Annotated in this window: 28 protein-coding genes; 15 read left to right on the forward strand and 13 right to left on the reverse strand. The window is 70.9% G+C overall.

The window, feature by feature from the left end; translation table 11 throughout:
- Positions 1–29 precede the first annotated feature (29 nt).
- Both fabA and AC1RN5_RS16245 read right to left on the reverse strand, forming a co-directional pair.
- Entirely contained in the window at positions 30–539 is a 510-nt protein-coding gene (gene fabA / locus AC1RN5_RS16240; protein ID WP_304699099.1) for a 3-hydroxyacyl-[acyl-carrier-protein] dehydratase FabA, read from the reverse strand.
- A gap of 65 nt (positions 540–604) precedes the next feature.
- On the reverse strand, positions 605–1,120 hold the full coding sequence (locus AC1RN5_RS16245; RefSeq protein WP_493042189.1) for an SH3 domain-containing protein: 516 nt from the start codon (positions 1,118–1,120) through the stop codon (positions 605–607).
- A 113-nt stretch (positions 1,121–1,233) separates the two neighbouring features.
- Between AC1RN5_RS16245 and AC1RN5_RS16250 the strand changes: the two genes are divergently transcribed.
- Positions 1,234–2,220, forward strand: a complete 987-nt coding sequence (locus tag AC1RN5_RS16250; RefSeq protein WP_493042190.1) for a 2-hydroxyacid dehydrogenase — start codon at positions 1,234–1,236, stop codon at positions 2,218–2,220.
- Here the strand turns inward: AC1RN5_RS16250 and AC1RN5_RS16255 are convergent.
- Entirely contained in the window at positions 2,217–2,960 is a 744-nt protein-coding gene (locus tag AC1RN5_RS16255; RefSeq protein WP_493042191.1) for a HesA/MoeB/ThiF family protein, read from the reverse strand. The genes AC1RN5_RS16250 and AC1RN5_RS16255 overlap by 4 nt on opposite strands.
- A gap of 11 nt (positions 2,961–2,971) precedes the next feature.
- On the opposite strand from AC1RN5_RS16255, the gene hslV reads away from it, so the two are divergent.
- Both hslV and AC1RN5_RS16265 read left to right on the forward strand, forming a co-directional pair.
- Positions 2,972–3,556, forward strand: a complete 585-nt coding sequence (gene hslV / locus AC1RN5_RS16260) for an ATP-dependent protease subunit HslV (RefSeq protein ID WP_493042996.1) — start codon at positions 2,972–2,974, stop codon at positions 3,554–3,556.
- A 159-nt stretch (positions 3,557–3,715) separates the two neighbouring features.
- The gene (locus tag AC1RN5_RS16265) at positions 3,716–4,570 is read left to right on the forward strand and encodes a DUF4440 domain-containing protein (protein WP_493042192.1); all 855 of its coding nucleotides are present in this window, start codon (positions 3,716–3,718) and stop codon (positions 4,568–4,570) included.
- Here the strand turns inward: AC1RN5_RS16265 and AC1RN5_RS16270 are convergent.
- Positions 4,567–4,944, reverse strand: a complete 378-nt coding sequence (locus tag AC1RN5_RS16270) for an iron chaperone (RefSeq protein WP_493042193.1) — start codon at positions 4,942–4,944, stop codon at positions 4,567–4,569. The two genes, AC1RN5_RS16265 and AC1RN5_RS16270, sit on opposite strands and share 4 nt — an antisense overlap.
- 113 nt (positions 4,945–5,057) lie before the next feature.
- Here AC1RN5_RS16270 and hslU point away from each other — a divergent pair, with 113 nt between their 5' ends.
- Positions 5,058–6,356: an ATP-dependent protease ATPase subunit HslU gene (hslU, locus tag AC1RN5_RS16275; RefSeq protein ID WP_493042194.1), complete on the forward strand. Its 1,299-nt coding sequence runs from the start codon at positions 5,058–5,060 to the stop codon at positions 6,354–6,356.
- Here the strand turns inward: hslU and AC1RN5_RS16280 are convergent.
- A complete protein-coding gene (locus AC1RN5_RS16280; RefSeq protein WP_493042195.1) occupies positions 6,353–6,808 on the reverse strand; it encodes a DUF2244 domain-containing protein in 456 nt (151 codons plus the stop codon). The two genes, hslU and AC1RN5_RS16280, sit on opposite strands and share 4 nt — an antisense overlap.
- 111 nt (positions 6,809–6,919) lie before the next feature.
- Here AC1RN5_RS16280 and nth point away from each other — a divergent pair, with 111 nt between their 5' ends.
- Positions 6,920–7,600, forward strand: coding sequence for an endonuclease III (gene nth / locus AC1RN5_RS16285; protein WP_493042196.1), 681 nt, complete (start codon positions 6,920–6,922; stop codon positions 7,598–7,600).
- Here nth and AC1RN5_RS16290 read toward each other — a convergent pair.
- The 3 genes from AC1RN5_RS16290 to AC1RN5_RS16300 form a co-directional block, all read right to left on the reverse strand.
- Positions 7,597–8,415 (reverse strand): peptidylprolyl isomerase, encoded by an 819-nt coding sequence (locus tag AC1RN5_RS16290; protein WP_493042197.1) that lies wholly within the window; start codon positions 8,413–8,415, stop codon positions 7,597–7,599. The genes nth and AC1RN5_RS16290 overlap by 4 nt on opposite strands.
- A gap of 74 nt (positions 8,416–8,489) precedes the next feature.
- Positions 8,490–8,726: a hypothetical protein gene (locus AC1RN5_RS16295; protein ID WP_493042198.1), complete on the reverse strand. Its 237-nt coding sequence runs from the start codon at positions 8,724–8,726 to the stop codon at positions 8,490–8,492.
- Between the two features lie 45 nt (positions 8,727–8,771).
- Complete coding sequence (locus tag AC1RN5_RS16300; protein WP_493042199.1) at positions 8,772–9,329, reverse strand: DUF6886 family protein; 558 nt, start codon at positions 9,327–9,329, stop codon at positions 8,772–8,774.
- An 86-nt stretch (positions 9,330–9,415) separates the two neighbouring features.
- On the opposite strand from AC1RN5_RS16300, the gene AC1RN5_RS16305 reads away from it, so the two are divergent.
- The 6 genes from AC1RN5_RS16305 to AC1RN5_RS16330 are packed head-to-tail and all read left to right on the forward strand — an operon-like array spanning position 9,416 to position 13,492.
- Entirely contained in the window at positions 9,416–10,405 is a 990-nt protein-coding gene (locus tag AC1RN5_RS16305; RefSeq protein WP_493042200.1) for an adenosine kinase, read from the forward strand.
- A gap of 4 nt (positions 10,406–10,409) precedes the next feature.
- Complete coding sequence (gene hisB, locus AC1RN5_RS16310) at positions 10,410–11,000, forward strand: imidazoleglycerol-phosphate dehydratase HisB (RefSeq protein ID WP_493042201.1); 591 nt, start codon at positions 10,410–10,412, stop codon at positions 10,998–11,000.
- Positions 11,001–11,011: 11 nt separating this feature from the next.
- Positions 11,012–11,644: an imidazole glycerol phosphate synthase subunit HisH gene (hisH, locus tag AC1RN5_RS16315; RefSeq protein WP_493042202.1), complete on the forward strand. Its 633-nt coding sequence runs from the start codon at positions 11,012–11,014 to the stop codon at positions 11,642–11,644.
- Positions 11,641–12,363 (forward strand): 1-(5-phosphoribosyl)-5-[(5-phosphoribosylamino)methylideneamino]imidazole-4-carboxamide isomerase, encoded by a 723-nt coding sequence (hisA, locus tag AC1RN5_RS16320; RefSeq protein WP_421933711.1) that lies wholly within the window; start codon positions 11,641–11,643, stop codon positions 12,361–12,363. Before hisH ends, hisA begins: the two co-directional genes overlap by 4 nt.
- Positions 12,363–13,160 (forward strand): imidazole glycerol phosphate synthase subunit HisF, encoded by a 798-nt coding sequence (hisF, locus tag AC1RN5_RS16325; RefSeq protein ID WP_493042203.1) that lies wholly within the window; start codon positions 12,363–12,365, stop codon positions 13,158–13,160. Before hisA ends, hisF begins: the two co-directional genes overlap by 1 nt.
- Positions 13,157–13,492, forward strand: coding sequence for a phosphoribosyl-ATP diphosphatase (locus tag AC1RN5_RS16330; protein ID WP_493042204.1), 336 nt, complete (start codon positions 13,157–13,159; stop codon positions 13,490–13,492). The genes hisF and AC1RN5_RS16330 overlap by 4 nt, the downstream gene beginning before the upstream one ends.
- A 184-nt stretch (positions 13,493–13,676) precedes the next feature.
- On the opposite strand, the gene AC1RN5_RS16335 is transcribed toward AC1RN5_RS16330, so the two are convergent.
- On the reverse strand, positions 13,677–14,306 hold the full coding sequence (locus AC1RN5_RS16335) for a hypothetical protein (protein ID WP_493042205.1): 630 nt from the start codon (positions 14,304–14,306) through the stop codon (positions 13,677–13,679).
- A 48-nt stretch (positions 14,307–14,354) separates the two neighbouring features.
- On the opposite strand from AC1RN5_RS16335, the gene AC1RN5_RS16340 reads away from it, so the two are divergent.
- Complete coding sequence (locus tag AC1RN5_RS16340) at positions 14,355–15,278, forward strand: CPBP family intramembrane glutamic endopeptidase (RefSeq protein ID WP_493042206.1); 924 nt, start codon at positions 14,355–14,357, stop codon at positions 15,276–15,278.
- Positions 15,279–15,288: 10 nt separating this feature from the next.
- On the opposite strand, the gene AC1RN5_RS16345 is transcribed toward AC1RN5_RS16340, so the two are convergent.
- Complete coding sequence (locus tag AC1RN5_RS16345; RefSeq protein ID WP_421933716.1) at positions 15,289–15,597, reverse strand: polyhydroxyalkanoic acid system family protein; 309 nt, start codon at positions 15,595–15,597, stop codon at positions 15,289–15,291.
- 112 nt (positions 15,598–15,709) lie between these two features.
- Here AC1RN5_RS16345 and AC1RN5_RS16350 point away from each other — a divergent pair, with 112 nt between their 5' ends.
- The 3 genes from AC1RN5_RS16350 (at position 15,710) to AC1RN5_RS16360 (ending at position 19,558) form a co-directional block, all read left to right on the forward strand.
- On the forward strand, positions 15,710–16,123 hold the full coding sequence (locus AC1RN5_RS16350) for a hypothetical protein (protein WP_493042207.1): 414 nt from the start codon (positions 15,710–15,712) through the stop codon (positions 16,121–16,123).
- A 187-nt stretch (positions 16,124–16,310) separates the two neighbouring features.
- The gene (locus tag AC1RN5_RS16355) at positions 16,311–18,221 is read left to right on the forward strand and encodes a pyrroloquinoline quinone-dependent dehydrogenase (protein WP_493042208.1); all 1,911 of its coding nucleotides are present in this window, start codon (positions 16,311–16,313) and stop codon (positions 18,219–18,221) included.
- A 68-nt stretch (positions 18,222–18,289) separates the two neighbouring features.
- On the forward strand, positions 18,290–19,558 hold the full coding sequence (locus AC1RN5_RS16360; RefSeq protein WP_493042209.1) for a dicarboxylate/amino acid:cation symporter: 1,269 nt from the start codon (positions 18,290–18,292) through the stop codon (positions 19,556–19,558).
- Here AC1RN5_RS16360 and AC1RN5_RS16365 read toward each other — a convergent pair.
- Genes AC1RN5_RS16365 through timA form a run of 3 tightly spaced genes read right to left on the reverse strand, consistent with a single transcriptional unit; the run spans position 19,555 to position 21,867 of the window.
- Complete coding sequence (locus AC1RN5_RS16365) at positions 19,555–20,082, reverse strand: Smr/MutS family protein (RefSeq protein WP_493042210.1); 528 nt, start codon at positions 20,080–20,082, stop codon at positions 19,555–19,557. The genes AC1RN5_RS16360 and AC1RN5_RS16365 overlap by 4 nt on opposite strands.
- The gene (locus AC1RN5_RS16370) at positions 20,079–21,200 is read right to left on the reverse strand and encodes an MltA domain-containing protein (protein WP_493042211.1); all 1,122 of its coding nucleotides are present in this window, start codon (positions 21,198–21,200) and stop codon (positions 20,079–20,081) included. The genes AC1RN5_RS16365 and AC1RN5_RS16370 overlap by 4 nt, the downstream gene beginning before the upstream one ends.
- 46 nt (positions 21,201–21,246) lie before the next feature.
- The gene (gene timA / locus AC1RN5_RS16375; protein WP_493042998.1) at positions 21,247–21,867 is read right to left on the reverse strand and encodes a TIM44-related membrane protein TimA; all 621 of its coding nucleotides are present in this window, start codon (positions 21,865–21,867) and stop codon (positions 21,247–21,249) included.
- Between the last annotated feature and the right edge of the window lie 127 nt (positions 21,868–21,994).

A 21,994-nucleotide genomic window follows, 5' to 3' on the forward strand; every position in this document is an offset into this window, starting at 1 on the left:
TGCTCCCAGATCCAGACGGCTTTTACCGTTTACCGTTGGTAGAGACCGACGCGGAGATCCTGCGCCCAGTAGATAGGAACGCCATCGGCTTCCAGCACACCATCGCCGATCCCCATGACGAGCCGGCGGTTGATGACGCGCTTCATCTGAATCTTGTAGGTGACCTTCTTGATGTTCGGGGTCACCTCGCCGCCGAACTTCACCTCGCCACAGCCCAGGGCGCGGCCGCGGCCCTTGCCGCCGATCCAGCCGAGATAGAAGCCCACCAGCTGCCAGAGGGCGTCCAGGCCCAGGCTGCCGGGCATGACCGGGTCGCCGATGAAGTGGCAATCAAAGAACCAGAGGCCCGGATTGATGTCGAATTCGGCTTCGATGAAGCCCTTGCCATGATCGCCGCCCTCGTCGGTGATCTTGGTCATGCGGTCGAACAGCAGCATCGGCGGCGCCGGGAGCTGGGCGTTGCCCGGCCCGAACATCTCACCGCGCGCACACGCCATGAGATCCTCGAAGCTGTAGTTGTCCTTGGCCTTCACGCCCATGGTCATGCAGTTCGCCTTCCGGCTTCAAAAGTGGGGTCAGGGCCTAGCAGAGCCGGCCGCGTCGCTCAACGGCATTGCGGGCGGTCGTCGGTTCCCCAGAGTTCGGCGGCCGGGGCCCAGCCCGAGACGCCGTCGACGCGGACCTTGCACCAACCCTTGCTGTCGCACCGGACCAACGCGGCCAGGGCCCGGGCGTTCAAAATCGCGTGCACCGGGGCGCTGGCCTTGGGCCCGCCGCGCAGGGCGAGCGGGGCCGGCTTGATCCGCATCACCGTGCGCCGGCCGTCGGTGGTGCGCCGGTGCACCCAGGCCATGCCGTGCTCGGGATCGCAGATCCGCCGCCATTCGGTGTTCTCGGCCACCACCTGCACCGGCAGGTCGCGGGCGTGATAGACCCACAGCAGGCGATGGTCGTCGCCGGGGCCGGACCGGGCGTTCACCTCGTTGAATTTCAAGGAGACATAGCGCGGCACCGGGAAACCCGACGGCGTCGGACGGTCGGCGGCCGCCATCGTCTGGGCCGCGCCCAGGGCCCAGAACAGGGCCGCCGTCAAAAGCGGCGCCCACGCCCGCGCGCTCATCGCCGTTTCCGCCTCGCCTTGGCCGCTCATATGCCCTTTGCTAGAGGTTCATCTCACGACGCGCCAGTCACCCGCGCGCCGCACGCCCTTTTTCGAGTTCCGCGAAGCCGCCCATGCCCGCCCGAAAGCCCAAAGTCATCGTCACGCGCAGGCTTCCGGATCCCGTGGAGACACGGCTGCGGGAACTGTTCGACACCCAGCTCAACCTGAACGACGAGCCCCTGGACCGCGCCGCCCTGATCGCGGCGGTGCAGACCGCCGACGTCATCGTCCCCACCATCACCGACAAGCTGGACGCCGACATCCTGTCCCAGGCCGGGGACCAACTGAAGCTGATCGCCAATTTCGGGGCCGGGGTGGACCATATCGACGTGGCCGCCGCCAATGCGCGCGGCATCAGCGTCACCAACACCCCGGGCGTGCTCACCGAGGACACCGCCGACCTGACGCTGGCGCTGATGATGGCGGTCTCCCGCCGCATCGTGGAGGGGGCCAATGTGGCCCAGGCCGGGGGCTTCACCGGCTGGGCGCCCACCTGGATGATGGGGCGGCGGATCTCCGGAAAACGGTTAGGAATTATCGGCATGGGCCGGATCGGCCAGGCCGTGGCGCGCCGGGCCAAGGCCTTCGGCATGCAGATTCACTATCACAACCGCAAGCCGGTCAGCCCCCGCATCGCCGAGGACCTGGAGGCCACCTACTGGGAGAGCCTCGACCAGATGCTGGCGCGGATGGACATCATCTCGGTCAACTGCCCGCACACGCCCGCCACCTATCACCTGCTGTCGGCGCGCCGGCTGAAGCTGATGCAGCCCCACGCCATCCTGGTGAACACCGCCCGCGGCGAGATCATCGACGAGGGCGCCCTGGCCGATCAGCTGGCCAAGGGGGAGATCGGCGGGGCGGGGCTGGACGTCTTCGAGTTCGAACCGGCGATCAATCCCAAGCTGCTCAAGCTCTCCAACGCCGTCCTCCTGCCCCACCTGGGTTCGGCCACGGTGGAGGCCCGCACCGAGATGGGCGAGAAGGTGATCATCAATATCAAGACCTGGATGGACGGCCACAAGCCGCCGGACCGGGTGCTGACCTCGATGCTCTAAGGGTTTCCCCCGCAGACCTCGCACTCCGGGTCGGGGCCGATCCTCACCGTGCGGGTCTCGGCCGACAGGCCGTCATAGATCAGCAGCCGGCCGGCGAGCGGGTCCCCCGCCCCGGTGAGGATCTTGATGGCCTCGAGCGCCATCATCGAGCCCACCACGCCGGCGAGGGCCCCCACCACCCCGACCGCCGAGCAGGTCTCGGCCTCGGGGGGGATCTCCGGCACCAGGCAGCGATAGCAGGGCGCGCGGCGGAACACGCCCACCTGGCCGGTCCAGCGGCCGATGGCGCCGGAGACCAGGGTCACGTGCTCGGCCACGCAGGCGGCGTTGACGGAAAAGCGGGTGGCGAAGTCGTCGGTGCCGTCCAGCACCAGGTCGCAGCCGCGCACCAGGGCGCGCGCATTGGCCTCCTCCAGGTGGACCGGGACCCGCTCGACATGGACGTGGGGGTTGAGCGCCTGCAGCCGCTCGGCGGCGGCCTCCACCTTGCAGCGGCCGACATCCCCCTGGGTATAGATCACCTGGCGCTGGAGATTGGAGACGTCGACTCGGTCGGGATCGACCAGGACCAGGGTCCCGACCCCGGCGGCGGCGAGATAGAGGGCCGCGGGCGCGCCGAGGCCCCCGGCGCCGACGATCAGCACCCGGGCGGCCTTCAGCCGCTGCTGGCCCGGCCCCCCCACCTCGCGCAGCACCAGATGGCGGGCGTAGCGCTCGACCTCGTCGTCGGAAAAACTCATCGTCCTTGACCTTGACCCTTCGCCTGCTCACATCGGCCAGCATGACACCCGCTGACAAGACAAGCTTCCCCGACTGGCATGGGACCACCATCCTGGCCGTGCGCAAGGACGGACAGACCGTCATCGCCGGCGACGGACAGGTGTCGATGGGCCAGACCATCGTCAAGGGCAATGCGCGCAAGGTGCGCAAGCTGGCCGGGGGCAAGGTGATCGCGGGCTTCGCCGGCGCCACCGCCGACGCCCTGACCCTGATCGAGCGGCTGGAGGCCAAGCTGGAGCAGTATCCCGACCAGCTGGCCCGGGCCTGCGTTGACCTGGCCAAGGACTGGCGCACCGACCGCTATCTGCGGCGGCTGGAGGCCATGCTGCTGGTGGCCGACAAGGACAATATCTTCACCGTCACCGGGGCCGGCGACGTGCTGGAGCCGGAAACCGGGGTCGCGGCCATCGGCTCGGGGGGCAACTATGCGCTCGCCGCCGCCCTGGCCCTGATGGAGACCGACCGCACCGCCGACGACCTGGCCCGCCGGGCCATGGGGATCGCGGCCAGGATCTGCGTCTACACCAACGGCAATCTGACCGTGGAAGTTCTCTAGCAACCGTCATCCCGGCCAAGGCCCGTCAGGGCCGCAGAGCCGGGACCCAGGGGCGGCGCGCGCGGCGCGGGATGACATGGGGCGTTATGTCCAATCCTTCACTTGAGGATTGATGGAGCAGGGGCCTAGCTACGGCGACAAGCTGGGGAGCTTCCGCCAATGACCAAAGCCGCCCTCTTCGCCCTGCTGGCCCTGGCCGCCCGGCCGGCCCTGGCCGAGGCCCCGCCGGTGGATCCCGCCCCGGTGGTGGCGGCCGAGCGGGCCTTCGCCGTCGACGGCCTGGCGCTCGGCATCCGCGATTCCTTCCTCAAGCATTCGGCCCCCGAGGCGATCCTGTTCGCCCCGGACGTGCGCAAGGTCCACGAGACCTTCCCCAAACGCCCCGCCGACCAGGGCGGTCCGCCCCTGGTCTGGTGGCCCCTGTGGGCGGGGATCGCGCGGTCCGGCGACCTGGGCTTCACCACCGGCCCCTCCACCTATGACGGCAAGCCGGGCGCATACTATTTCACCGTCTGGAAGAAGCAGGCCGACGGCGGCTGGAAATGGGTCTTCGACGGCGGCGCCCCCTCCAGCACCGCCGGCGCCCCGCCCCAGGGGTCGCCGCCGGCCTATCTGCCGGTCTCCACCACCAAGGGGAAACATCCCGAATCGGCCTTCGCCGACGTGCGCCGGGCCGAGGCGGCCCTGAACGCCGCGGCCCGGACCGACACCGCCGGGGCCTATCGCGCGGTGCTGGCCGACGACGGCCGGGTGGTGGGCTCGCCCGCCGCGCCCGGCAATGGCCCGGCCGCCCAGGCCGCCGAACTGGCCACCCGCCCGGCCCAGATGACCTTCGGCCCGACCCTGGGGGGCGAGGCCTCGGCGGCGGGGGACCTGGCCTGGACCTATGGCGACGTCGCCTGGGTGCGCGACGGCAAGGACCGCCAGGGCCACTATGTGCGGGTCTGGCAGCTGCGGCAGGGGGGCTGGGTCCTGGTGTTCGACGAGATCCTGGCCGCGCCGCCCAAGCCCTAGCGCTTCTTCCTGGCCGCGCGGGCCGCGGCGGCGGCGTCGTCCTGCGCGATCCGCCGGGCGACGATGTCGGCCACCAGCTCCGGCGGCAGGGGCGTCTCCGGCTGGAAGCGGATGGCGCCCTTGCTGGTCTGATAGCCCTCCAGCCGGTCGGCGAATTCCGCCACCAGGCCGCTCGGATAGAAGCCACAATGCCCCTTAGCGGCGGCGAACCAGACCAGCACCCCGTGCCGGCGCACGGCCGGCATGCCGTAGCTGATGCACTCGACGGCGTCCGGGGCGGCGGCGAGGATCTGGCGGCGCAGGGCCTGCAGGGCGTCGCGCTGGGGTCCGGGCAGGGTGGCGAGGTAGGCGTCGGTGTTGGCGGGCGCCGGCATGGGAGCTCTCCAGGTTGCGGATCCTGGCCAAAGGACGAAGCCGACCCGCGGAATCCGACACCGGCCGGACGCTTCGCCTTGAACCGTCCAAATCGTACCTATCTAACGGCGCAATGACCGAATTCTCACCGCGCGAAATCGTCTCCGAACTCGACCGCTTCATCGTCGGTCATCCCGAGGCCAAGAAGGCCGTGGCCGTGGCCCTGCGCAACCGCTGGCGCCGCCGGCGCGTCCCCGAGGCCCTGCGCGACGAGGTGACGCCGAAGAACATCCTGCTGATCGGCCCCACCGGGGTGGGCAAGACCGAGATCGCGCGGCGCCTGGCGCGGCTGGCCCAGGCCCCCTTCCTGAAGGTGGAGGCCACCAAGTTCACCGAGGTCGGCTATGTCGGCCGCGACGTCGATCAGATCGTCCGCGACCTGGTGGAGATCGCGCTCTCCATGGTGCGCGACAAGCGCCGCGCCGCCGTCCGCGCCAAGGCCGAGGCCGCCGCCGAGGAGCGCATCCTCGACGCCCTCACCGGCCCCGGCTCCACCGCCGCCCGCGAGAGCTTCCGCAAGAAGCTGCGGACCGGCGAGCTGGACGACAAGGAGGTGGAGCTGACCCTGGCCGACACCGGCGGCGGCGGCATGTTCGAAATCCCCGGCCAGCCCAACATGGGCGTGCTCAATCTCTCCGAGATGATGGGCAAGGCCTTCGGCGGCCGCACCAAGACCCACAAGACGACGGTGGCCGCGGCCCACGCCCCGCTCATCGCGGAGGAAAGCGACAAGCTGCTGGACCAGGAGGCCCTGACCCAGGAGGCCATCGAGCTGGCCGAGAACCAGGGGATCGTCTTCCTCGACGAGATCGACAAGGTGGCCTCCAGCCGCGAACGCTCCGGCGGCGCCGACGTCTCTCGCGAAGGGGTGCAGCGCGACCTGCTGCCCCTGATCGAGGGGACCACCGTGTCGACCAAGCACGGCCCGGTGAAGACCGACCACGTGCTGTTCATCGCCTCGGGCGCCTTCCACGTGGCCAAGCCCTCGGACCTGCTGCCGGAACTTCAGGGCCGGCTGCCGATCCGGGTGGAGCTGAAGGCGCTCACCCGCGACGACATGCGCCGCATCCTCACCGAGCCCGAGGCCAACCTGATCGTCCAGCACCAGGCCCTGCTGGCCACCGAGGGCGTGACGCTCACCTTCACCGACGAGGCCATAGACGCCCTGGCCGACGCCGCCGTGGCGGTGAACGGCTCGGTGGAGAACATCGGCGCGCGCCGGCTGCAGACCATCCTGGAAAAGGTGCTGGAGGAGATCAGCTTCACCGCCTCGGACCGCTCGGGCGAGGCCGTCCGCATCGACGCGCCCTATGTGAAGGCCCATGTCGGCGACCTGGCCAAGGACGCGGACCTGTCGCGGTTCATTCTCTAGAACCGCGCGCGGCGCGCGTTGTAGATCGCGCCCTCCAGGGCCTTGGCGAATTCGGCGCGTTCCGACGGGCTGAGCGCCCGGGCCACCGGGGCCTCCTTGCCCGAGAGCGCCAGGCGCAGGTCGATGGCGTGGTCGTCCTCGGTCAGCAGGGTCACGCGGGTGAAGGCCGTGGGGCTTTCCCACAGGAGCTTGCTCATCTTCGGCGTCTCCTGGAACACCTGGACCTGCCGGTCGGTGACCCGCACCCGCTCGATCTGCTTGGCCGCGGCGTAGCTGGCCAGGAAGGCCACGACGATGGCGGCCAGGTCCAGGCCCAGGAACATCGGCACGAAGACCGCGCCCATGGACAGGAACACCGCCGCCGAGGCGCAGTTGAGCACCGTCACCACCGTGATCAGCACCATGAAGCCGCGCTGCGACAGGCTCCGGTTGGGCCGGATCTCGGCGTCCATGAAAACGACATCGTCCATAGCCCGGCCACGCTAGGCGATTTGCGGACCTCCAAACAGGCCCCATGTGCGGGGACGCTTGGCGAAGCGGCCCGGAGCGGGCGATGGTCGGGCATGGCCAAGACCCCCAAAGCCCCGACCCGGAAGCGCCTCAGCCCCGCCGAACAGGCGCGGATCGCGGAAATTTTTCACCGTTTCATCAGCCTCAGCGACGATCCCCGCACCGAGCTGGACTACGCCAGCCCCTATGAGCTGGTGACCGCCGTGGCGCTGTCGGCCCAGGCCACCGACGTCTCGGTGAACAAGGCCACCCGCAAGCTGTTCGCCGTGGCCGACACGCCGCAGAAGATGCTGGCGCTCGGGGAAGAGGGGCTGGTCCCCTACATCGCCTCCATCGGCCTGTTCCGCACCAAGGCCAGGAACGTCATCGCCACGGCCCGCATCCTCATCGAGCAGCATGGCGGCGAGGTGCCCCTGGACCGCGCGGCCCTGCAGGCCCTGCCCGGGGTGGGGCGCAAGACCGCCAGCGTGGTGCTCAACGAGCTGCGGATCGAGCCGGCCATCGCCGTGGACACCCATGTGTTCCGCGTCGCCCACCGCCTGAAGCTGTCGGAGGGCAAGACGCCCGACCAGGTGGAGGCCGACCTGATGGCCATCGTGCCCGAGCCCTACCTGACCCGCGCCCACCACTGGCTGATCCTGCACGGCCGCTACACCTGCCTGGCCCGGCGGCCGAAATGCGAGGCGTGCCCGATCGCCGACCTCTGCCCTTCCCGCAAGCTGTTCGTCGGCTAGGGGGCCGCCCCCTCCACCCGTACCGGCAGCTCGACGTCGCAGATGGAGAAGTCTGCGCCCTTGGCGATGCGCACCTGACGCACCAGGGTGCGGAAGGCGGGGCTGCGGTCGCTGAGGATCGAGACCCGGGGCCGCTCGGCGGCGGGGATGTCGGCGGCCACCCGCACCTTCAGCATCCTGTCGGGATCGGCGGGGGGCTCGCCCACCTTGATCAGCCGCACCACCTCCAGGCCCGAGACCACCCGGCCCCAGACCGTGTAGTCGCGGTCGAGGCGGCGGCTGGCGGCCCGCATGAAGAAGATCTCGCTGTTGCCGGTGTCCTGAGCCGCCTGCCGGCCCATGCCGGCGACGCCGGGGCAATAGGCGCCCCAGGCGCGGATCGTCCCGTCGGTGCTGCGCACGGCCTCCTGGCCCGACACGGTCTGGATCGGGACCGCGCCGAGGAAGCCGGTGGTGGCGTCCGACGGCGCGCTGACCGCCAGATAGTCGGCGATCTTCAGCTTGAAGGTGAATTCCGGCGGCAGGTCGGGGTGGCTGGAGACTCCGCCGTCCCGGTTGTTGGGATTGCCGGTCTGGTCGACGAAGCCGTCGATCACCCGATGGAATTGCAGGCCATCATAGACGCCTTCGCGGGCCAGCAGCTTCACCCGGGCCACCGAGAGCGGGGCCATGGCCGGCGCGAGGGCCACGATCACGCGGCCCTGGGTGGTGTCGATCACCAGGGTGTCTTCGGGATCGAGGGGCCGCCAGTCGCTGGCGGGGGCGGCGCCCATCAGGACGAACGCGCAAAGGGCGGCGGAGAGCTTGCGGATCATGCGACCCAGTGAAGCTTCTCCGCCGCCCCGCGCCAAGCCGATCTTTTCAGAACCGTCCCGGGCGGGTGTTCAGGTCAGGTGATGCGCTTGACGCTCACCGGGTCGCTGCCCGGGAAGCTTTCCTCCAGGCCCTCGTCCAGCAGGGCTTCCTGGCGGTCTTCGGCCTCATGTTCCTTGTGCGCCAGCTGGTCGGGCTTCTCGCCCTCCTTCAGAGGGGCCACCTTGCGGGCGTGGGGCACCTCGGCCTCCTTCACGCTCTGCTTGTCGCTGGCCGCGCGCTCGGCGCCCTTGGCTTGATTGAGAATGCCCATGTGCCGGTCCTCTTGAACTGATGGCGGTTGCGCCGCCCTGGGGACCTAACGTGCGGAGGCTTCGGGGGTTGCCGCCCAACCTTGAGCATGTCGCAGCCGGACGCCGCTGGCATGCAGGCTGCTGGACCAGACGTCCTTGAGGGGAACCAGGCTTTCCATCACTCGCAACTCCACCCCGTGGGCGGCCATCCGGGCCGGCAGGTCGGTCAGGGGCTCGACCCGAAGGGGCGTGACCGCCCGGCGCGAGACCCACATGCCGGCGTCGGCCAGGTCCTCGAAGGTCTCCGGGGGCAGTTCGTAGCGGTAAAGGGTTTCGCGGGTCAGGCGCTCGAACCAGGCCCACTCCACATGGGCGATCATCCGCGCGGCGCTGGCCCCGAACCACCGCGCGCGGTCGTCCGGCGTGGTGGCGGGGGTTTCCCACAAGAGGATGCGCGGGCAGTCGCGGGGGAAGAAGTAGAGCGGTTGGGTCGTCTCATCGATCGCCCAGACCAGCGGGCCGTTCAGCCAGTCCCGCCCCGGCGGCCGCGCCGAGGGAACCCGCACGGGCCTGGGGACAAAGCATTCGATGCCCGGATCGTCGCTGAAGTGAAAAAGCCGCATGCCAGATCCCGTCTAAAGCCCCGCCCGCGTTGCTCAAGCTTGTCTTTCCCTGTAGTCAGCCCGCCAACGTTTCCCCGGAAAGCCCAATGACCGAACTCTACGACGTCGCCGCCATCGGCAACGCCATCGTCGATGTGATCGCCCCGGCGACCGACGACTTCCTCTCCGCCAACGCCCTCGACAAGGGCGCCATGATGCTGATCGACGAAGCGCGCGGCGTGGAGCTCTACGGCAAGATGGCCGCGGGCATCGAGGCCTCCGGCGGTTCGGCCGGCAACACCATCGCCGGCGTCGCCAGCTTCGGCGGCCGGGCGGCCTATCTGGGCAAGGTGGCCAAGGACCAGTTGGGCGACGTCTTCGCCCACGACATGCGCGCCATCGGCGCCCACTTCGACACCCCGCCGCTGCTGGGCGGCCCGGCCACGGCCCGCTCGCTGATCAACGTCACCCCCGACGGCGAGCGCACCATGTGCACCTATCTGGGCGCCTCGACCGAGTTCGCCGCCGACGATGTCGATCCCGCGGTCATCGAGGGCGCCAAGATCGTCTATCTCGAGGGCTACCTGTTCGACGCCGAGGCCGCGCGCCGCGCCTTCGCCAAGGCCGCGGGCCTGGCCCGGGGCTCGGGGCGCATGATCGCCATCACCCTGTCCGACGGGTTCGTGGTGGAGCGTCACCGCGAGGCCCTGCTGGGCTTCATCGAGAGCCAGGTGGACCTGGTCTTCGCCAACGACACGGAGCTGATGGCCATGTTCCAGACCGACGATTTCAACGACGCCATGGCCCAGATGCGCGGCAAGGTGAAGATCGCCGCCGTCACCCGCGGCGCGGCCGGCTCCACCATCGCCGCGGCCGGCCAGACCTTCGACGTTTCGGCCTATCCGGTGGAAAAAGTCGTGGACACGACCGGCGCGGGCGACCAATACGCAGCCGGTTTCATGTTCGGTCTCGCCAAGGGCCGGCCGCTGAATGTCTGCGGCCAGCTCGGCTCGCTGGCGGCGTCGGAAGTGATCTCGCACTACGGCCCGCGTCCCCTGGTCAATCTGCAGGACCTGGCGGCGTCGAAAGGACTCTAAGCCCATGGCCCGCACGGCCGAAGTCGTCCGCAATACGAAAGAGACCCAGATCCGCGTCAGCGTCGATCTGGACGGCTCGGGCGTGTCCGACGTCGAGACCGGGGTCGGCTTCTTCGACCACATGCTCGACTCCTTCGCCCGGCACGGCGGCATCGACCTGACGGTGCGCACCGTCGGCGACCTGCACATCGACTTCCACCACACGGTGGAGGACACCGGCATCGTGCTGGGCCAGGCGATCGCCAAGGCCCTGGACGGGTTCAAGGGCATCCGCCGGTTCGGCCACGCCTATATCCCCATGGACGAGACCCTGACGCGCTGCGCCATCGACCTGTCCAACCGGCCCTACCTGATCTGGAAAGTGGCCTTCAAGACCCCGAAGATCGGCGAGATGGACACCGAGCTGTTCAAGGAATTCCACCACGCCTTCGCCATGAACCTGGGCGCCTGCGTGCACCTGGAGACCCTCTACGGCGACAACAGCCACCACATCGCCGAGAGCGGCTTCAAGGCCCTGGCGCGCGCCCTGCGCACCGCCGTCGAACTCGACCCCAAGACCCATGGTCACGCTCCGTCGACCAAGGGCGTCCTCTAGGAAACCATTCCATGCAGAGCGTCGCCCTGATCGACTACGGGTCGGGCAACCTTCGCTCGGCCGAAAAGGCTTTGGTGAAGGCCGCCGACGGCGAGAGCCAGATCGTGGTCACCTGCGATCCCGACATCGTGGCCGCCGCCGACCGCATCGTCCTGCCGGGCGTCGGGGCCTTCTCGGCCTGCATGACCGCGCTCTCCGAGCGTCCCGGCCTGATCGAGGCCATGACGGAGGCGGTCCGCGGCAAGGGCGCGCCCTTCCTCGGCATCTGCGTGGGGATGCAGCTGCTGGCCACCCGGGGCCTGGAGTTCGGCGAGACCCGCGGCCTGGACTGGATCGGCGGCGACGTACGGCGGATCGAGAGCCACGACCCGGCCATCAAGATCCCGCACATGGGCTGGAACACCCTGATCGGGGCCAGCGGCCCCGACCTGATCGCCAAGATCGGCGCGGCGCCCATGTACTTCACCCATTCCTTCGCCTTCTATCCGGACGACGAGAACGACGTCGCCGCCTGGGTGGATCACGGGGGACAATTCCCGGCCGCTGTCGCCAACGGCAACATCGCGGGCGTACAGTTTCATCCTGAAAAGTCGCAGAGCGCCGGCCTTGCCCTGTTGGCGCGCTTCCTGGAGTGGCGACCTTGATCCTCTATCCCGCGATCGACCTGAAGGACGGCCAGTGCGTGCGCGTCCTGCACGGCGACCTGACCACCGCCACCGTCTTCAACGCCTCCCCCGCCGACCAGGCCCGGCAGTTCGTCGAGAGCGGATTCCACTGGGTCCACGTGGTGGACCTCAACGGCGCCGTCCAGGGCCGGGCGATCAATGAGAAGGCCGTCGAGGCCATCCTCGAGAACGTCTCCATCCCCGTCCAGCTCGGCGGCGGCATCCGCTCGATGAAGGACATCGAGCGCTGGATCGAGGCCGGGGTCTCCCGGGTGATCCTGGGCACCATCGCCGTCACCGATCCCGAGATCGTCAAGGCCGCCGCCCGCGAGTGGCCCGAGCAGATCGCCGTCAGCGTCGACGTCCGCAAGGGCAAGGTGGCGACCCAGGGCTGGACCGAGAGCTCCGACCTCGACGCCGTCACCGTCTCCAAACGTTTCGAGGACGCCGGGGTCGGCGCCCTGATCATCACCGACATCGACCGCGACGGCACGGTGATGGGCTTCAATGTCGAGGCCTTCGGGGCCATCGCCGACGCCGTCAACATCCCGGTGATCGCCGCCGGCGGCCTGGCCAGCGTCGACGACATCGTCCGGCTGCGGGCCCGCAAGGGGGTTCCGATCGCCGGCGCGGTCCTGGGCCGGGCCCTCTACAACGGCGCCATCAGCCCCGCCGAAGCCCTGAAGGTCGCCGCCTGATGCTGAAGGTTCGCGTCATCCCCTGCCTGGACGTCAAGGACGGCCGCGTGGTGAAGGGCGTGAACTTCGTGGCCCTGCGCGACGCCGGCGATCCGGTGGAGCAGGCGCGCGCCTATGACGCCGCCGGCGCCGACGAGCTGATGTTCCTGGACATCACCGCCAGCCACGAGCGGCGCGGCGCCATCCTCGACGTCATCGCCCGCACCGCCGACGTCTGCTTCATGCCGCTGTCGGTGGGGGGCGGCATCCGCGAGGTGGCCGACGCGCGGCGCCTGCTGCTGGCCGGGGCCGACAAGATTTCCGTCAACACCGCCGCGGTGGAGAACCGCGACCTGATCAGCGCCTGCGCCGACGCCTTCGGGTCCCAGGCCGTGGTGGTGGCCATCGACGCCAAGCACGGCGCGGCGCGCGGCGCCTCCGGCGGCCGCAACGACGGCTGGGAGGTCTATACCTATGGCGGCCGCACCGCGACGGGACTGGACGTGGTGGACTACGCCGTCGAGGCCGTGAAGCGCGGCGCCGGCGAGATCCTGCTGACCTCCATGGACCGCGACGGCGCCAAGACCGGCTACGACATCGACCTGCTGCACGCCGTCACCAGCGCGGTGAACGTGCCGGTGATCGCCTCGGGCGGCGCCGGCAATGCGGCCCACATGGTCGAGGCGGTGCTCAAGGGCGGCGCCGACGCCGTCCTGGCCGCCTCGATCTTCCACTTCGGGGAAGTTTCCATCGGCGAGGTCAAGCGCGCCATGGCCGAGGCCCATATTCCTGTCCGCCTGACGGAGACCGCCGCATGAGCCGTTTTTCCGAGACCCTGGAGCGCCTGGCCGCCACCATCGAGGCCCGAAAGGGCGCCAGCCCCGAGAGCTCCTACACCGCCAAGCTGCTGTCGGAGGGCGTCGAGCGCGCCGCCAAGAAGCTGGGGGAGGAGGCCGTCGAGGTGGTGATCTCCGCCGTCCAGAAGGACAAGGACGGCCTGGCCGCCGAGAGCGCCGACCTGATGTACCACTTCCTGGTGGTGCTGGCCGCCGCCGGGGTCAGCCTGGACGACGTCGCCGCCTGGCTGGAAAGCCGCGAGGGCCGCTCGGGCCTGGAAGAGAAGGCCTGGCGGCACCGGTCGGAGACCTGAGGGTCAGCCCCCCGTGTCATCCCGCATGGAGGCCGAAGGCCGGAAGTGCGGGACCCAGAGACACCGATCTCTCCGGCACGCCCCGCGCCTATGGGTCCCGGTCTTCCGCGTGCCGCGGAAACCGGGATGACACGGTAGGTTAGCGCCGCCAGCGCTCGCGTTCACGCCGTTCGTGTTTCCGCGCCTAAAACGGCCACCAGCTCCAGAACCAGGTGACGATCCGGGCCCAGAGGCCGTCGAAGGAGAAGCCGATGGCCGTCTCCACGGGGCCCTTGGGCCGCTCGGGGACGAACCAGCTGGGGGCGGCGGGCGGGGCGCAGTTCATGCGCATGCCCACCCCCTTCAGATAGCCCCGGCGGATCTCGCCGGCGCGGATGGCGGCCTGGACCTTCTTGTCGTGGCGCGCGGCGCCGGTCAGCTTGCGCACCCAGCCGCGGAAGGGCAGCAGGCCGCGGCTCTCGCTGCGCACCTCGGAGATCCCGGCGTCCTTGATCGCCCCGCCCACCTTCTGGGCCCGGGTGCGGGTGTCGGGGGCCGGCGCCTCGTCGAGGTCGGGGCCCAGGGCGGCGTCCAGCCGGCCGATCTCGGCGGCGATGGGCTCGCAACGCGACAGGCCCGCCAGGTCGTAGGGGTCGGAGCGGGCGCGGGAGAGGACGTCGGGAATGCCCTTCTGCTTGAGGTTCAGGTCCTCCAGGGGCGCCAGGGCCGCGTCCCGGAAGGTGTCCCTGGCCTGCATCTCGCCGCGGTCGGCGGCCTGGGCGGCGGCGCCCAGCGACAAAAGGGCGGCGGTGACGGCGAAAGAGGCGGCGCGCATGGCGCCACCATAGTCGAGCTCCCCGGCGCACGCTAACCTGGCGGCCTGATGACCGCCCTGGATCTGCTCACCGGCCGCCTGGTCCCGGCCTTCCTGGCCCTGACGACGCCCCGCGACCGCGACCCGCGGCGGGTCGGCGCCATGCTGGCCGCCGGCCCCGCGGCCGTCGTGGTCCTGAGCTTCGCGGTGATCATCGCCCTGTTCGCCGGGGGACATGCCGTGGGCGTCCCGGTCAATGTGCTGGGGGGCGAGATGGCGGGCCTGCCGCGGCTGCTGATCTCCTCGGTCTATATCCTCGAGGTGGGGATCGGCCTGGCCGCCGCGGCGCTCGGCCTGCTGCTGGCCGCCCGGCTGATCTTCAAGCGGCCCCTGCGCAGCTGGATCACCGCGGCGCCGCGCTTCCGCCTCAGCCTGCTGGCCTGGGGCGTGGCCGCCGGGGTGGTGGCGATCGCGGTGCTGAACCTGATCTCGGCCTTCGCGCCCGCCACCGGGGGCGAGGCGCCGATCCTGGACCCGGCCTATCCGGCGCGGGACCGCCTGGCCTATGTGGCGGCCAGCAGCCTGGGCTTCCTGATCGCGGCCTGGGCCGAGGAGGTGGTGTTCCGCGGCTACCTGCTGCAGCAAGTCGCCGCCTTCACCCGCCGGCTGTGGCTGGTCCTGCTGATCAACGGCCTGGTCTTCGCCCTCTTCCACCTGGAGTTCGACCCGGGCGCCCTGGCCGCCCGCGCCCTGCTGGGGATGGTCTTCGCCTGGGCGACCCTGAGGCTCGGCGGCCTGGAGTTCGGCATCGGCGCCCACGCCGCCCAGAACCTGGGGGTGGCGCTGTTCGGCGAGGTCCTGCTGCCCACCTCGCCCCAGACCACCGTCAAGCTCGCCGACCTGGGCTATGAGGTGGTGCTGGCGGTGACCATCGTGGCCTGCGTGGAATGGCTGTATCGGCGGCGCGCCCTGGCGGTTCCGGCCCTGGCCTGAACCCAGCCCCCTATTTCAGCAGCAGCTGGCCTTCCTTCTGGACGCGGCCCTTGATCTTGCCGGCGATGAGGGCGAGCACGTTGGGCAGGTTGATGGTCATGTGGACCGCGGCGTCCAGCACCTCCAGGTGGCCGGTGACGTTCTGGCCCATGGCCGCCACGGCGAAGTTCATGCGGTCGCCGTCCCAGCTCTTGGTGAGCGCCTTGGCCGCGGCCTCGCCGAACTGCTGGCTGATCTTGCCGAACCCCTCCTCGATCCGCTGGCGCGCCACGGCGCGGCCCAGCTCGTGGGGGATGGTGATGGTGATCGGCTTGCTCATGTGGGGCCCTTCTGACTGACATCCATAACGGCGCAGATGGGGATCGGGTCCAGCCGGAACAAAGCCCGCCCCTGTGGATTGTTTCAGGGCGATCCTGATTGGCGGGCCCCCGGTGGCGTTTTCTTCTCGATATCTCTGCGGTCTGATCGGCGCCCTGGCGCTGAGCGGCCTGGCCGGCGCGGCCCAGGCCCAGCCCCCCTGCGCGGGCCCCGCGCCCGCCGTGGGCGCCGAGCTGCACGGGCCGGTCCTGCACGTCCTCGACGCCGACCATCTCTGCGTGGCGCTGGGCGCGACCCCCGACCAGTGGGTGGAGATCGAGCTGGCCCCCGAGCCGGTGCAGACCACCGCCACCCTGCAGCCCAGCCGCGGATCGGTGATGGCCGTGGCCTTCGCCCAGAACGTCACCTGCCGCATCGTCGACCAGGCCGGCGGCCTGCCGGTCGCCGCGTGCCAGCTCGACGACCAGTCGCTGCGCGGCCTGACCCGGCAGCCGGCGGCCTATGTCGCCGGCCAGGCCTGGCGGTAGAGCCTGTCCGTTTCAGATGAACTCGTCTGAAACGGATAAACAGGCTCGCCCCCTTAAGTTTAGAGCGTGACGGGCGCCTGAACCGGTATCCACTTCAGGCTGTCACGCTCTAACCGCTCGTCCCGGCGGGCCCGCCGCTCGTCCCAAGCCCCTTTTCCGCAAGGCGGTCTGACGCTTCCCTTGGCGCATGATCCGACACGCGCTTCCCCTGCTCGCCGCGGCCAGTCTCGCCGCCTGTTCGGCGCCCCGCGCCGCCCCCGCGCCCGACGCGGGTTGGGCCCACTATGGCGGCGACGCCGGCGGCCAGCGCTATTCCCCCGCGGCCCAGATCACGCCCCAGAACGTCGCGCGGCTGAAGCCCGCCTGGCGGTTCTCCACCGGCGACCTGGCCAGCAAGGGCGCGGCCATGGAACGCGCGGCCTTCGAGGTCACCCCGATCCTGGCGGCGGGCCGGCTCTATCTGTGTTCCCCCTTCAACGAGGCCAGCGCTCTCGATCCGGCGACCGGCAAGGCCCTGTGGCGCTTCGATCCCGGGCTGAAGCTCGGGATCGGCTATCCCAACGACTACAACTGCCGGGGCCTGGCCTACTGGAAGAACCCCGCCGCCCCGCCCGCCGCGCCCTGCGCCGAGCGGATCTTCATGAACACCAACGACCGGCGGCTGTTCGCCCTGGACGCCGCCACCGGCAAGGCCTGCCCGGGCTTCGGCCGGGGCGGCGCGGTGGCGGTCATGCCCGCCCTGGAGGACCCCGGCGCCGCCCAGATCACCTCGCCCCCGGTGGTGGCGGACGGCGTGGTGGTGGTGGGCTCCTCCATCGACGACAACCAGAAGGTCGACGAGCTCTCGGGCGCGGTGCGCGGCTTCGACGCCGTCACCGGGGCGCTCAAGTGGAGCTTCGACCCCCTGGACAGCGCCCGACCCGGGATCCGCGCCGGGGCGGCCAATGTCTGGGCGCCGATGTCGGCGGACGAGGCCCGCGGCCTGGTCTTCCTGCCCACCTCCAGCGCCAGCCCCGACTTCTACGGCGCGGCGAGGCCGGGGAACGGCGGCCACGCCAATTCGGTGGTGGCCCTGCACGCGGCCACAGGCCAGGTGGCCTGGGCCTTCCAGACCACCCACCACGACGTCTGGGACTATGACCTGCCGGCCCAGCCGACCCTGGCCACGGTGACCTATCGCGGCGTGACCGCCCCGGCGGTGATCCAGACCACCAAGCAGGGCCTGGTCTTCACCCTCAACCGCGACACCGGCGCCCCGGTGATCCCGGTGGTGGAGCGCCCGGTGCCGCAGGGCGGGGCCCTCGGGGAGGCCCTGTCGCCGACCCAGCCCTTCCCCGTCGCGCCGAAGTCCCTGGCGCCCAACAGGATCGAACCGAAGGACGCCTTTGGCCTGACCCCCTGGGACCGGGCCGCCTGTCGGCGCCTGCTGGAGGGCGCGCGCAATGAGGGGCTCTACACCCCGCCCACCACCCGGGGCACGATCATCTATCCCTTCACCGGCGGCGGCTCGAACTGGGGCGGGATCGCCTTCGATCCGGGCCGCCAGGTGGTCTACGCCAACACCTCCAGCGCCCTGCACAGGGTGACCCTGATCCCGGCCGAGCAGGTGAAGGCCGCCAAGGCCGCCCAGCCGGACCTGGAGATCAGCCCCAATACCGGCGCCCGCTACGGCATGAAGCGCGAGCTGCTGCGCTCGCCCCTGGGCCTGCCCTGCAACCCGCCGCCCTGGGGGGAGCTGTCGGCCATCGACATGCACGACGGCAGGGTGCTGTGGCGCGTGCCGCTGGGGACCACCCGGGACCTGGCGCCCGGCTCGCAACTGTTCATGAAGGGGACCGGCACGCCCAATTTCGGCGGGCCCATCGTCACCGGCGGCGGCCTGGTCTTCATCGGCGCGGCCATGGACAACTATCTGCGCGCCTTCGACGCCCGCTCCGGCCGGGAGCTGTGGAAGGGCCGCCTGCCGGCCGGGGGCCAGGCCACCCCCATGACCTATGTCTGGAAGGGCCGGCAGTATGTGGTGATCGCCGCCGGCGGCCATTCCAAGAGCGACACCCGGCGTGGCGACCAGCTCGTCGCCTTCGCCCTGCCGGACTAGGGAACCTCGCGGCCTGGCCGAGCTTTTTCGCTGGCGCGCGGCCCCGCGCCCGGTGAAACCTTAGGCCCATGACCCTGACAACCCGCGTTCTCATCGGCCTCGTCGCCGGTCTCGCCGCCGGCGCCGCCATCGCGGCCTACGCCCCGGGCGCGGCCCCGCAGATCATCGCCGTGGCCGAGCCGGCGGGAGGCGTCTGGCTCGACGCCCTGAGGATGACCATCATCCCCCTGGTCTTCGCCCTGCTGGTGACCGGGGTCTCCCAGGCCGCCGACACGGTGCGGGCGGGGGGCGACGCGGCCCGGACGCTGGGCCTGTTCGCCGTCCTGCTGGTGGCCTCGGCCGCCTACGCCGCCCTCGCCACCCCGGCCCTGCTGGCGGTCTGGCCCGCCCCGGCGCAGGCGGCCCAGGCCCTGCGCGCCGCGGCCCACGCCGCCAATGGGGAGATTCCGCCGACCCCGACCATCGAGGCCATGCTGAAGAGCTTCATCCCCACCAATCCGGTTCAGGTGGCGGCCGAGGGGGCCATGGCGCCCCTGGTGGTCTTCGCCCTGGTCTTCGGCCTGGCCGCCACCCGCATCGCCGCCGAGCACCGGGCCAGCCTGCTGGGGTTCTTCGCGGCGGTGAAGGACACCATGATGGTCCTGGTCCACTGGGTGCTGTGGGCCGCCCCCTTCGGGGTCTTCGCCCTGGCCCTGGTCACCGGGGCCCGCACCGGCCTGGGGGCGGTGGGGATCCTCGGCCACTATGTGATCGTGGTCTCCATCATGTGCCTGAGCATGGCGGCCATCGCCGTGGTCCTGGCCGTGGTGTTCGGACGCGTGCCCCTCATGGCCTTCCTGCGCGCCATGATCCCGGTGGAGGCCGTGGCCATCTCCACCCAGTCGTCCCTGGCCTCCCTGCCGGCCATGCTGGACACCGCCGAGCGGCTGGGGGTTCCCGACAAGGTGCGCGGCATGGTCCTGCCCATGGCCGTGGCCCTGTTCCGCATGACCAGCCCGGCCGGCAACATGGCGGTGGTGATCTATGTGGCCCACATCTACGGCGTGGCGCTCAGCCCCCTGGTCCTGGGGGTCGGCGTGCTGGTGGCCGCCACGGTCAGCCTGGCCGCCGTCGGCATCGCCAGCGCCGTGACCTTCTTCACCACCCTGGGGCCGATCTCCATGGCTATGGGGGTGCCGATGGAGCTGCTGCCCCTGCTGCTGGCGGTGGAGACCCTGCCCGACATCTCGCGGACCATCGGCAACGTCACCGCCGACGTCGCCGTCACCACCATGGCCGCCGAATGGAGCCTGGAGGAGGACGCCGAGGAAGAGCTGCCGGCGACCGAGGGGGTCTAGCCCCGGCTCTTGCGCTTCAGGGCCACATAGAGGGCGCCCTCGCCGCCATGGGTGCGGTGGGCTTCTGAGATGCCGGCCACCACCTCGCGCAGGGCCGGGCTCGACAGCCATTCCGGGGTCATGCGCCGCAGCACCCCGCCGCCGCGGGCCCCCTTGCCGGTGATCACCAGCACGGCGCGGTCGCCGCGGTTCCAGGCGGAGAGCACGAACCCTTCGAGGGCCGCCTTGGCCTGCATCTGATCCATGCCGTGCAGGTCGATGCGGCCGCCGATCGCCTCGCGCTCCTTGGCGATGCGCTGCCTGCGGCGCGGCTCGATGTCCTCGGGCCCCAGCCAGGGATGGGCGGGACGCTTCGGCGCGGGCTTTTCCGGGATGGGGATGCGAGCGGCGGGCGCGTTGTGGTCGATCTGGGCGGCGAGCGCGTCGCGTTCGGCCTTGGAGACCGCGCGGCCGGGCATGGGGTGGACCGTGGCGGCCACCATGGACCAGAGGCGCAGCTCGTCGGGCCGGACCGGCCGCTTCACGATCCGGGACCCACCCGGGGGACCAGGCGGTGCATCCGCAGGGTATGGCGCACCCGGCCGGCCTCGGCGCCGGCGCGCTGGCCCTGGCCCAGATAGAGGTCGGCGCGCACCTCGCCCTTGATCGCCCCGCCGACGTCCAGCGCCGTGACCAGGCGCCGGTAGGTGGGGAAGGCGCCGTTGAGCAGGGGGGCCACCCCGTCGATCCAGAACAGCTCGCCGGTGGCGTGGCGGCTGGGGTCGACGGCGACGGCGCGGCCGGCCGGCAGAGGAATGCCCGCCGAGCCCACCGGCGGGCGGCCGTCGTCCGGCGCCAGGGTGAAGAAGACGTAGCGGGGATTGAGCCGCATGATCGCCTGGGCCTCGGGCCCGCGATGGTCGGCCAGCCACTGGCGGATGGCCTCGCCGGAGGTGTTGTTGGCCGCCAGCAACCCCTTGTCGCGCATGGGGTTGGCGATGCCGGCGAAGGGCCGGCCGTTGGTGGCGGAAAACAGCACCTTGGCCCGGGTCCCGTCGGGATAGGTGATCACCCCCGAACCCTGGACCTGCAGGAAGAACAGCTCCTCGGGCCGCATCCAGGCCAGGGCCTGGCCGGGGGGGGAGGCCTCGATGGCGGTGCGGTCGGGATAGGGGCCGAGCTGGCCGTCCGGGCCCCGCTGCTGGGCGTCGCGGCCGCCCTGGCCGCTGGCCACCAGGTCGGCGGGCTTGGGACGGACCGGGGCGGAGAACTCCGCGTCGGGCTTGGCGCGGGCCTCATATTCCGGGGCGTAGTAGGCCGTGAGGATTCCCTCGCCGGGCAGGGCCTCGGGGCGGAAATTGGCTTCGAAGAAGGCGCGGGCCTCGGCGCGCGGCAGCAGGGGCTGGCTGCGGGCCCGGCGGCAGATCTCCCCCATGGCGGCGTCGCGGGCCGCCCCGCAGGTGGCGCGGAAGGATTCGAAGGCGCCGGCGTGATCCTCCTCGTTCCAGCCCGGCAGGTCGCTGAACTGCTCGAGCCTGGGCGGCGGACCGGGCGGCGGGCCGGGAATGGGCCCCGGCGTGGGGCCGGGCTTGGCCGTGGCGCAGGCCGCCAGGGTCAGGGCCGCGGCGCAGGCCAGGAGGATCTTGGGCAGGTTGCGGGCCACGACGGACTCCGGGCTGACCGGCCTGGGGCCGGGATGAGCGGGTGTCCTACGCCTCGGCGGCGTCGACGCGGACGAGGGTCCAGTTGGGGTCGCGGCTCTTAAGATTGCGTTCGAAGGTCCAGAGCTCGGCGGTGCGGCGGTCGTCGACCCCCTCGCCTTCCGGCCCCTTGGTGCGGCTGCGGAACTCGGCCAGGAAGCGGACGGTGATCTTGGCCAGGTCGCCGACCACGTCGGCCTTCTCCAGGTCGGCGCGCGGGGCGTGGGCGAATTCCACGGTCTCGGTGCGGCCTTCGGTCTCACGCCGGGCGATCTCGGCGTCGAAGCTGGCCATGATGGCCGGCGACAGCAGGTTGCGCAGGGTGTCGCGGTCGCCGGCCGCGAAGGCGGTGACGATCATCTCGTAGGCGCCCTTGGCCCCGGAGAGGAAGCGCGGCAGGTCGAACCCGCCGTCCCGGGCGCGCACGGCGGCCAGGCCCGACAGGGCCACGCCCTCGGCGGCCTCGGCGGCCTGGGGCTCCTCGCCCTCCAGCCGCGCCGGCTTGACGGTGGCGACCGCGGCGTCGGCCGGGGTGTCCTCGGGCTGGCGCCCGACCCTGCGGCCCAGCACCGAATAGAGCTGGAACAGCACGACCACGGCGAGGCCCGCAAAGATGATCAGCTCTAAGATCGGCAAAACACTATCGCTTCGTTGGAGACGAGGGGTGGGCTTCAATATAGGACGTTGCAACGCCCCCGTCAGGGGCGACGTTGCATCGGCGAAAGTCGCATGATAGCAGCGCCGGTCCCAAACAGGG

The organism is Phenylobacterium sp. GW821-FHT12F10 (genome assembly GCF_058806695.1).

Excerpts from the sequence above, each read along its gene's own strand:
- hisF (WP_493042203.1), top strand. The coding sequence starts at position 12,363 with ATGCTGAAGGTTCGCGTCATCCCCTGCCTGGACGTCAAGGACGGCCGC.
- AC1RN5_RS16245 (WP_493042189.1), bottom strand. The coding sequence starts at position 1,120 with ATGAGCGCGCGGGCGTGGGCGCCGCTTTTGACGGCGGCCCTGTTCTGG.
- AC1RN5_RS16265 (WP_493042192.1), top strand. The coding sequence starts at position 3,716 with ATGACCAAAGCCGCCCTCTTCGCCCTGCTGGCCCTGGCCGCCCGGCCG.
- AC1RN5_RS16305 (WP_493042200.1), top strand. The coding sequence starts at position 9,416 with ATGACCGAACTCTACGACGTCGCCGCCATCGGCAACGCCATCGTCGAT.
- AC1RN5_RS16345 (WP_421933716.1), bottom strand. The coding sequence starts at position 15,597 with ATGAGCAAGCCGATCACCATCACCATCCCCCACGAGCTGGGCCGCGCC.
- AC1RN5_RS16360 (WP_493042209.1), top strand. The coding sequence starts at position 18,290 with ATGACCCTGACAACCCGCGTTCTCATCGGCCTCGTCGCCGGTCTCGCC.
- AC1RN5_RS16335 (WP_493042205.1), bottom strand. The coding sequence starts at position 14,306 with ATGCGCGCCGCCTCTTTCGCCGTCACCGCCGCCCTTTTGTCGCTGGGC.
- AC1RN5_RS16330 (WP_493042204.1), top strand. The coding sequence starts at position 13,157 with ATGAGCCGTTTTTCCGAGACCCTGGAGCGCCTGGCCGCCACCATCGAG.
- AC1RN5_RS16280 (WP_493042195.1), bottom strand. The coding sequence starts at position 6,808 with ATGGACGCCGAGATCCGGCCCAACCGGAGCCTGTCGCAGCGCGGCTTC.
- hslU (WP_493042194.1), top strand. The coding sequence starts at position 5,058 with ATGACCGAATTCTCACCGCGCGAAATCGTCTCCGAACTCGACCGCTTC.
- AC1RN5_RS16340 (WP_493042206.1), top strand. The coding sequence starts at position 14,355 with ATGACCGCCCTGGATCTGCTCACCGGCCGCCTGGTCCCGGCCTTCCTG.
- AC1RN5_RS16270 (WP_493042193.1), bottom strand. The coding sequence starts at position 4,944 with ATGCCGGCGCCCGCCAACACCGACGCCTACCTCGCCACCCTGCCCGGA.
- AC1RN5_RS16295 (WP_493042198.1), bottom strand. The coding sequence starts at position 8,726 with ATGGGCATTCTCAATCAAGCCAAGGGCGCCGAGCGCGCGGCCAGCGAC.
- AC1RN5_RS16300 (WP_493042199.1), bottom strand. The coding sequence starts at position 9,329 with ATGCGGCTTTTTCACTTCAGCGACGATCCGGGCATCGAATGCTTTGTC.
- AC1RN5_RS16290 (WP_493042197.1), bottom strand. The coding sequence starts at position 8,415 with ATGATCCGCAAGCTCTCCGCCGCCCTTTGCGCGTTCGTCCTGATGGGC.
- fabA (WP_304699099.1), bottom strand. The coding sequence starts at position 539 with ATGGGCGTGAAGGCCAAGGACAACTACAGCTTCGAGGATCTCATGGCG.
- AC1RN5_RS16255 (WP_493042191.1), bottom strand. The coding sequence starts at position 2,960 with ATGAGTTTTTCCGACGACGAGGTCGAGCGCTACGCCCGCCATCTGGTG.
- AC1RN5_RS16355 (WP_493042208.1), top strand. The coding sequence starts at position 16,311 with ATGATCCGACACGCGCTTCCCCTGCTCGCCGCGGCCAGTCTCGCCGCC.
- hisB (WP_493042201.1), top strand. The coding sequence starts at position 10,410 with ATGGCCCGCACGGCCGAAGTCGTCCGCAATACGAAAGAGACCCAGATC.
- nth (WP_493042196.1), top strand. The coding sequence starts at position 6,920 with ATGGCCAAGACCCCCAAAGCCCCGACCCGGAAGCGCCTCAGCCCCGCC.
- hisH (WP_493042202.1), top strand. The coding sequence starts at position 11,012 with ATGCAGAGCGTCGCCCTGATCGACTACGGGTCGGGCAACCTTCGCTCG.
- AC1RN5_RS16250 (WP_493042190.1), top strand. The coding sequence starts at position 1,234 with ATGCCCGCCCGAAAGCCCAAAGTCATCGTCACGCGCAGGCTTCCGGAT.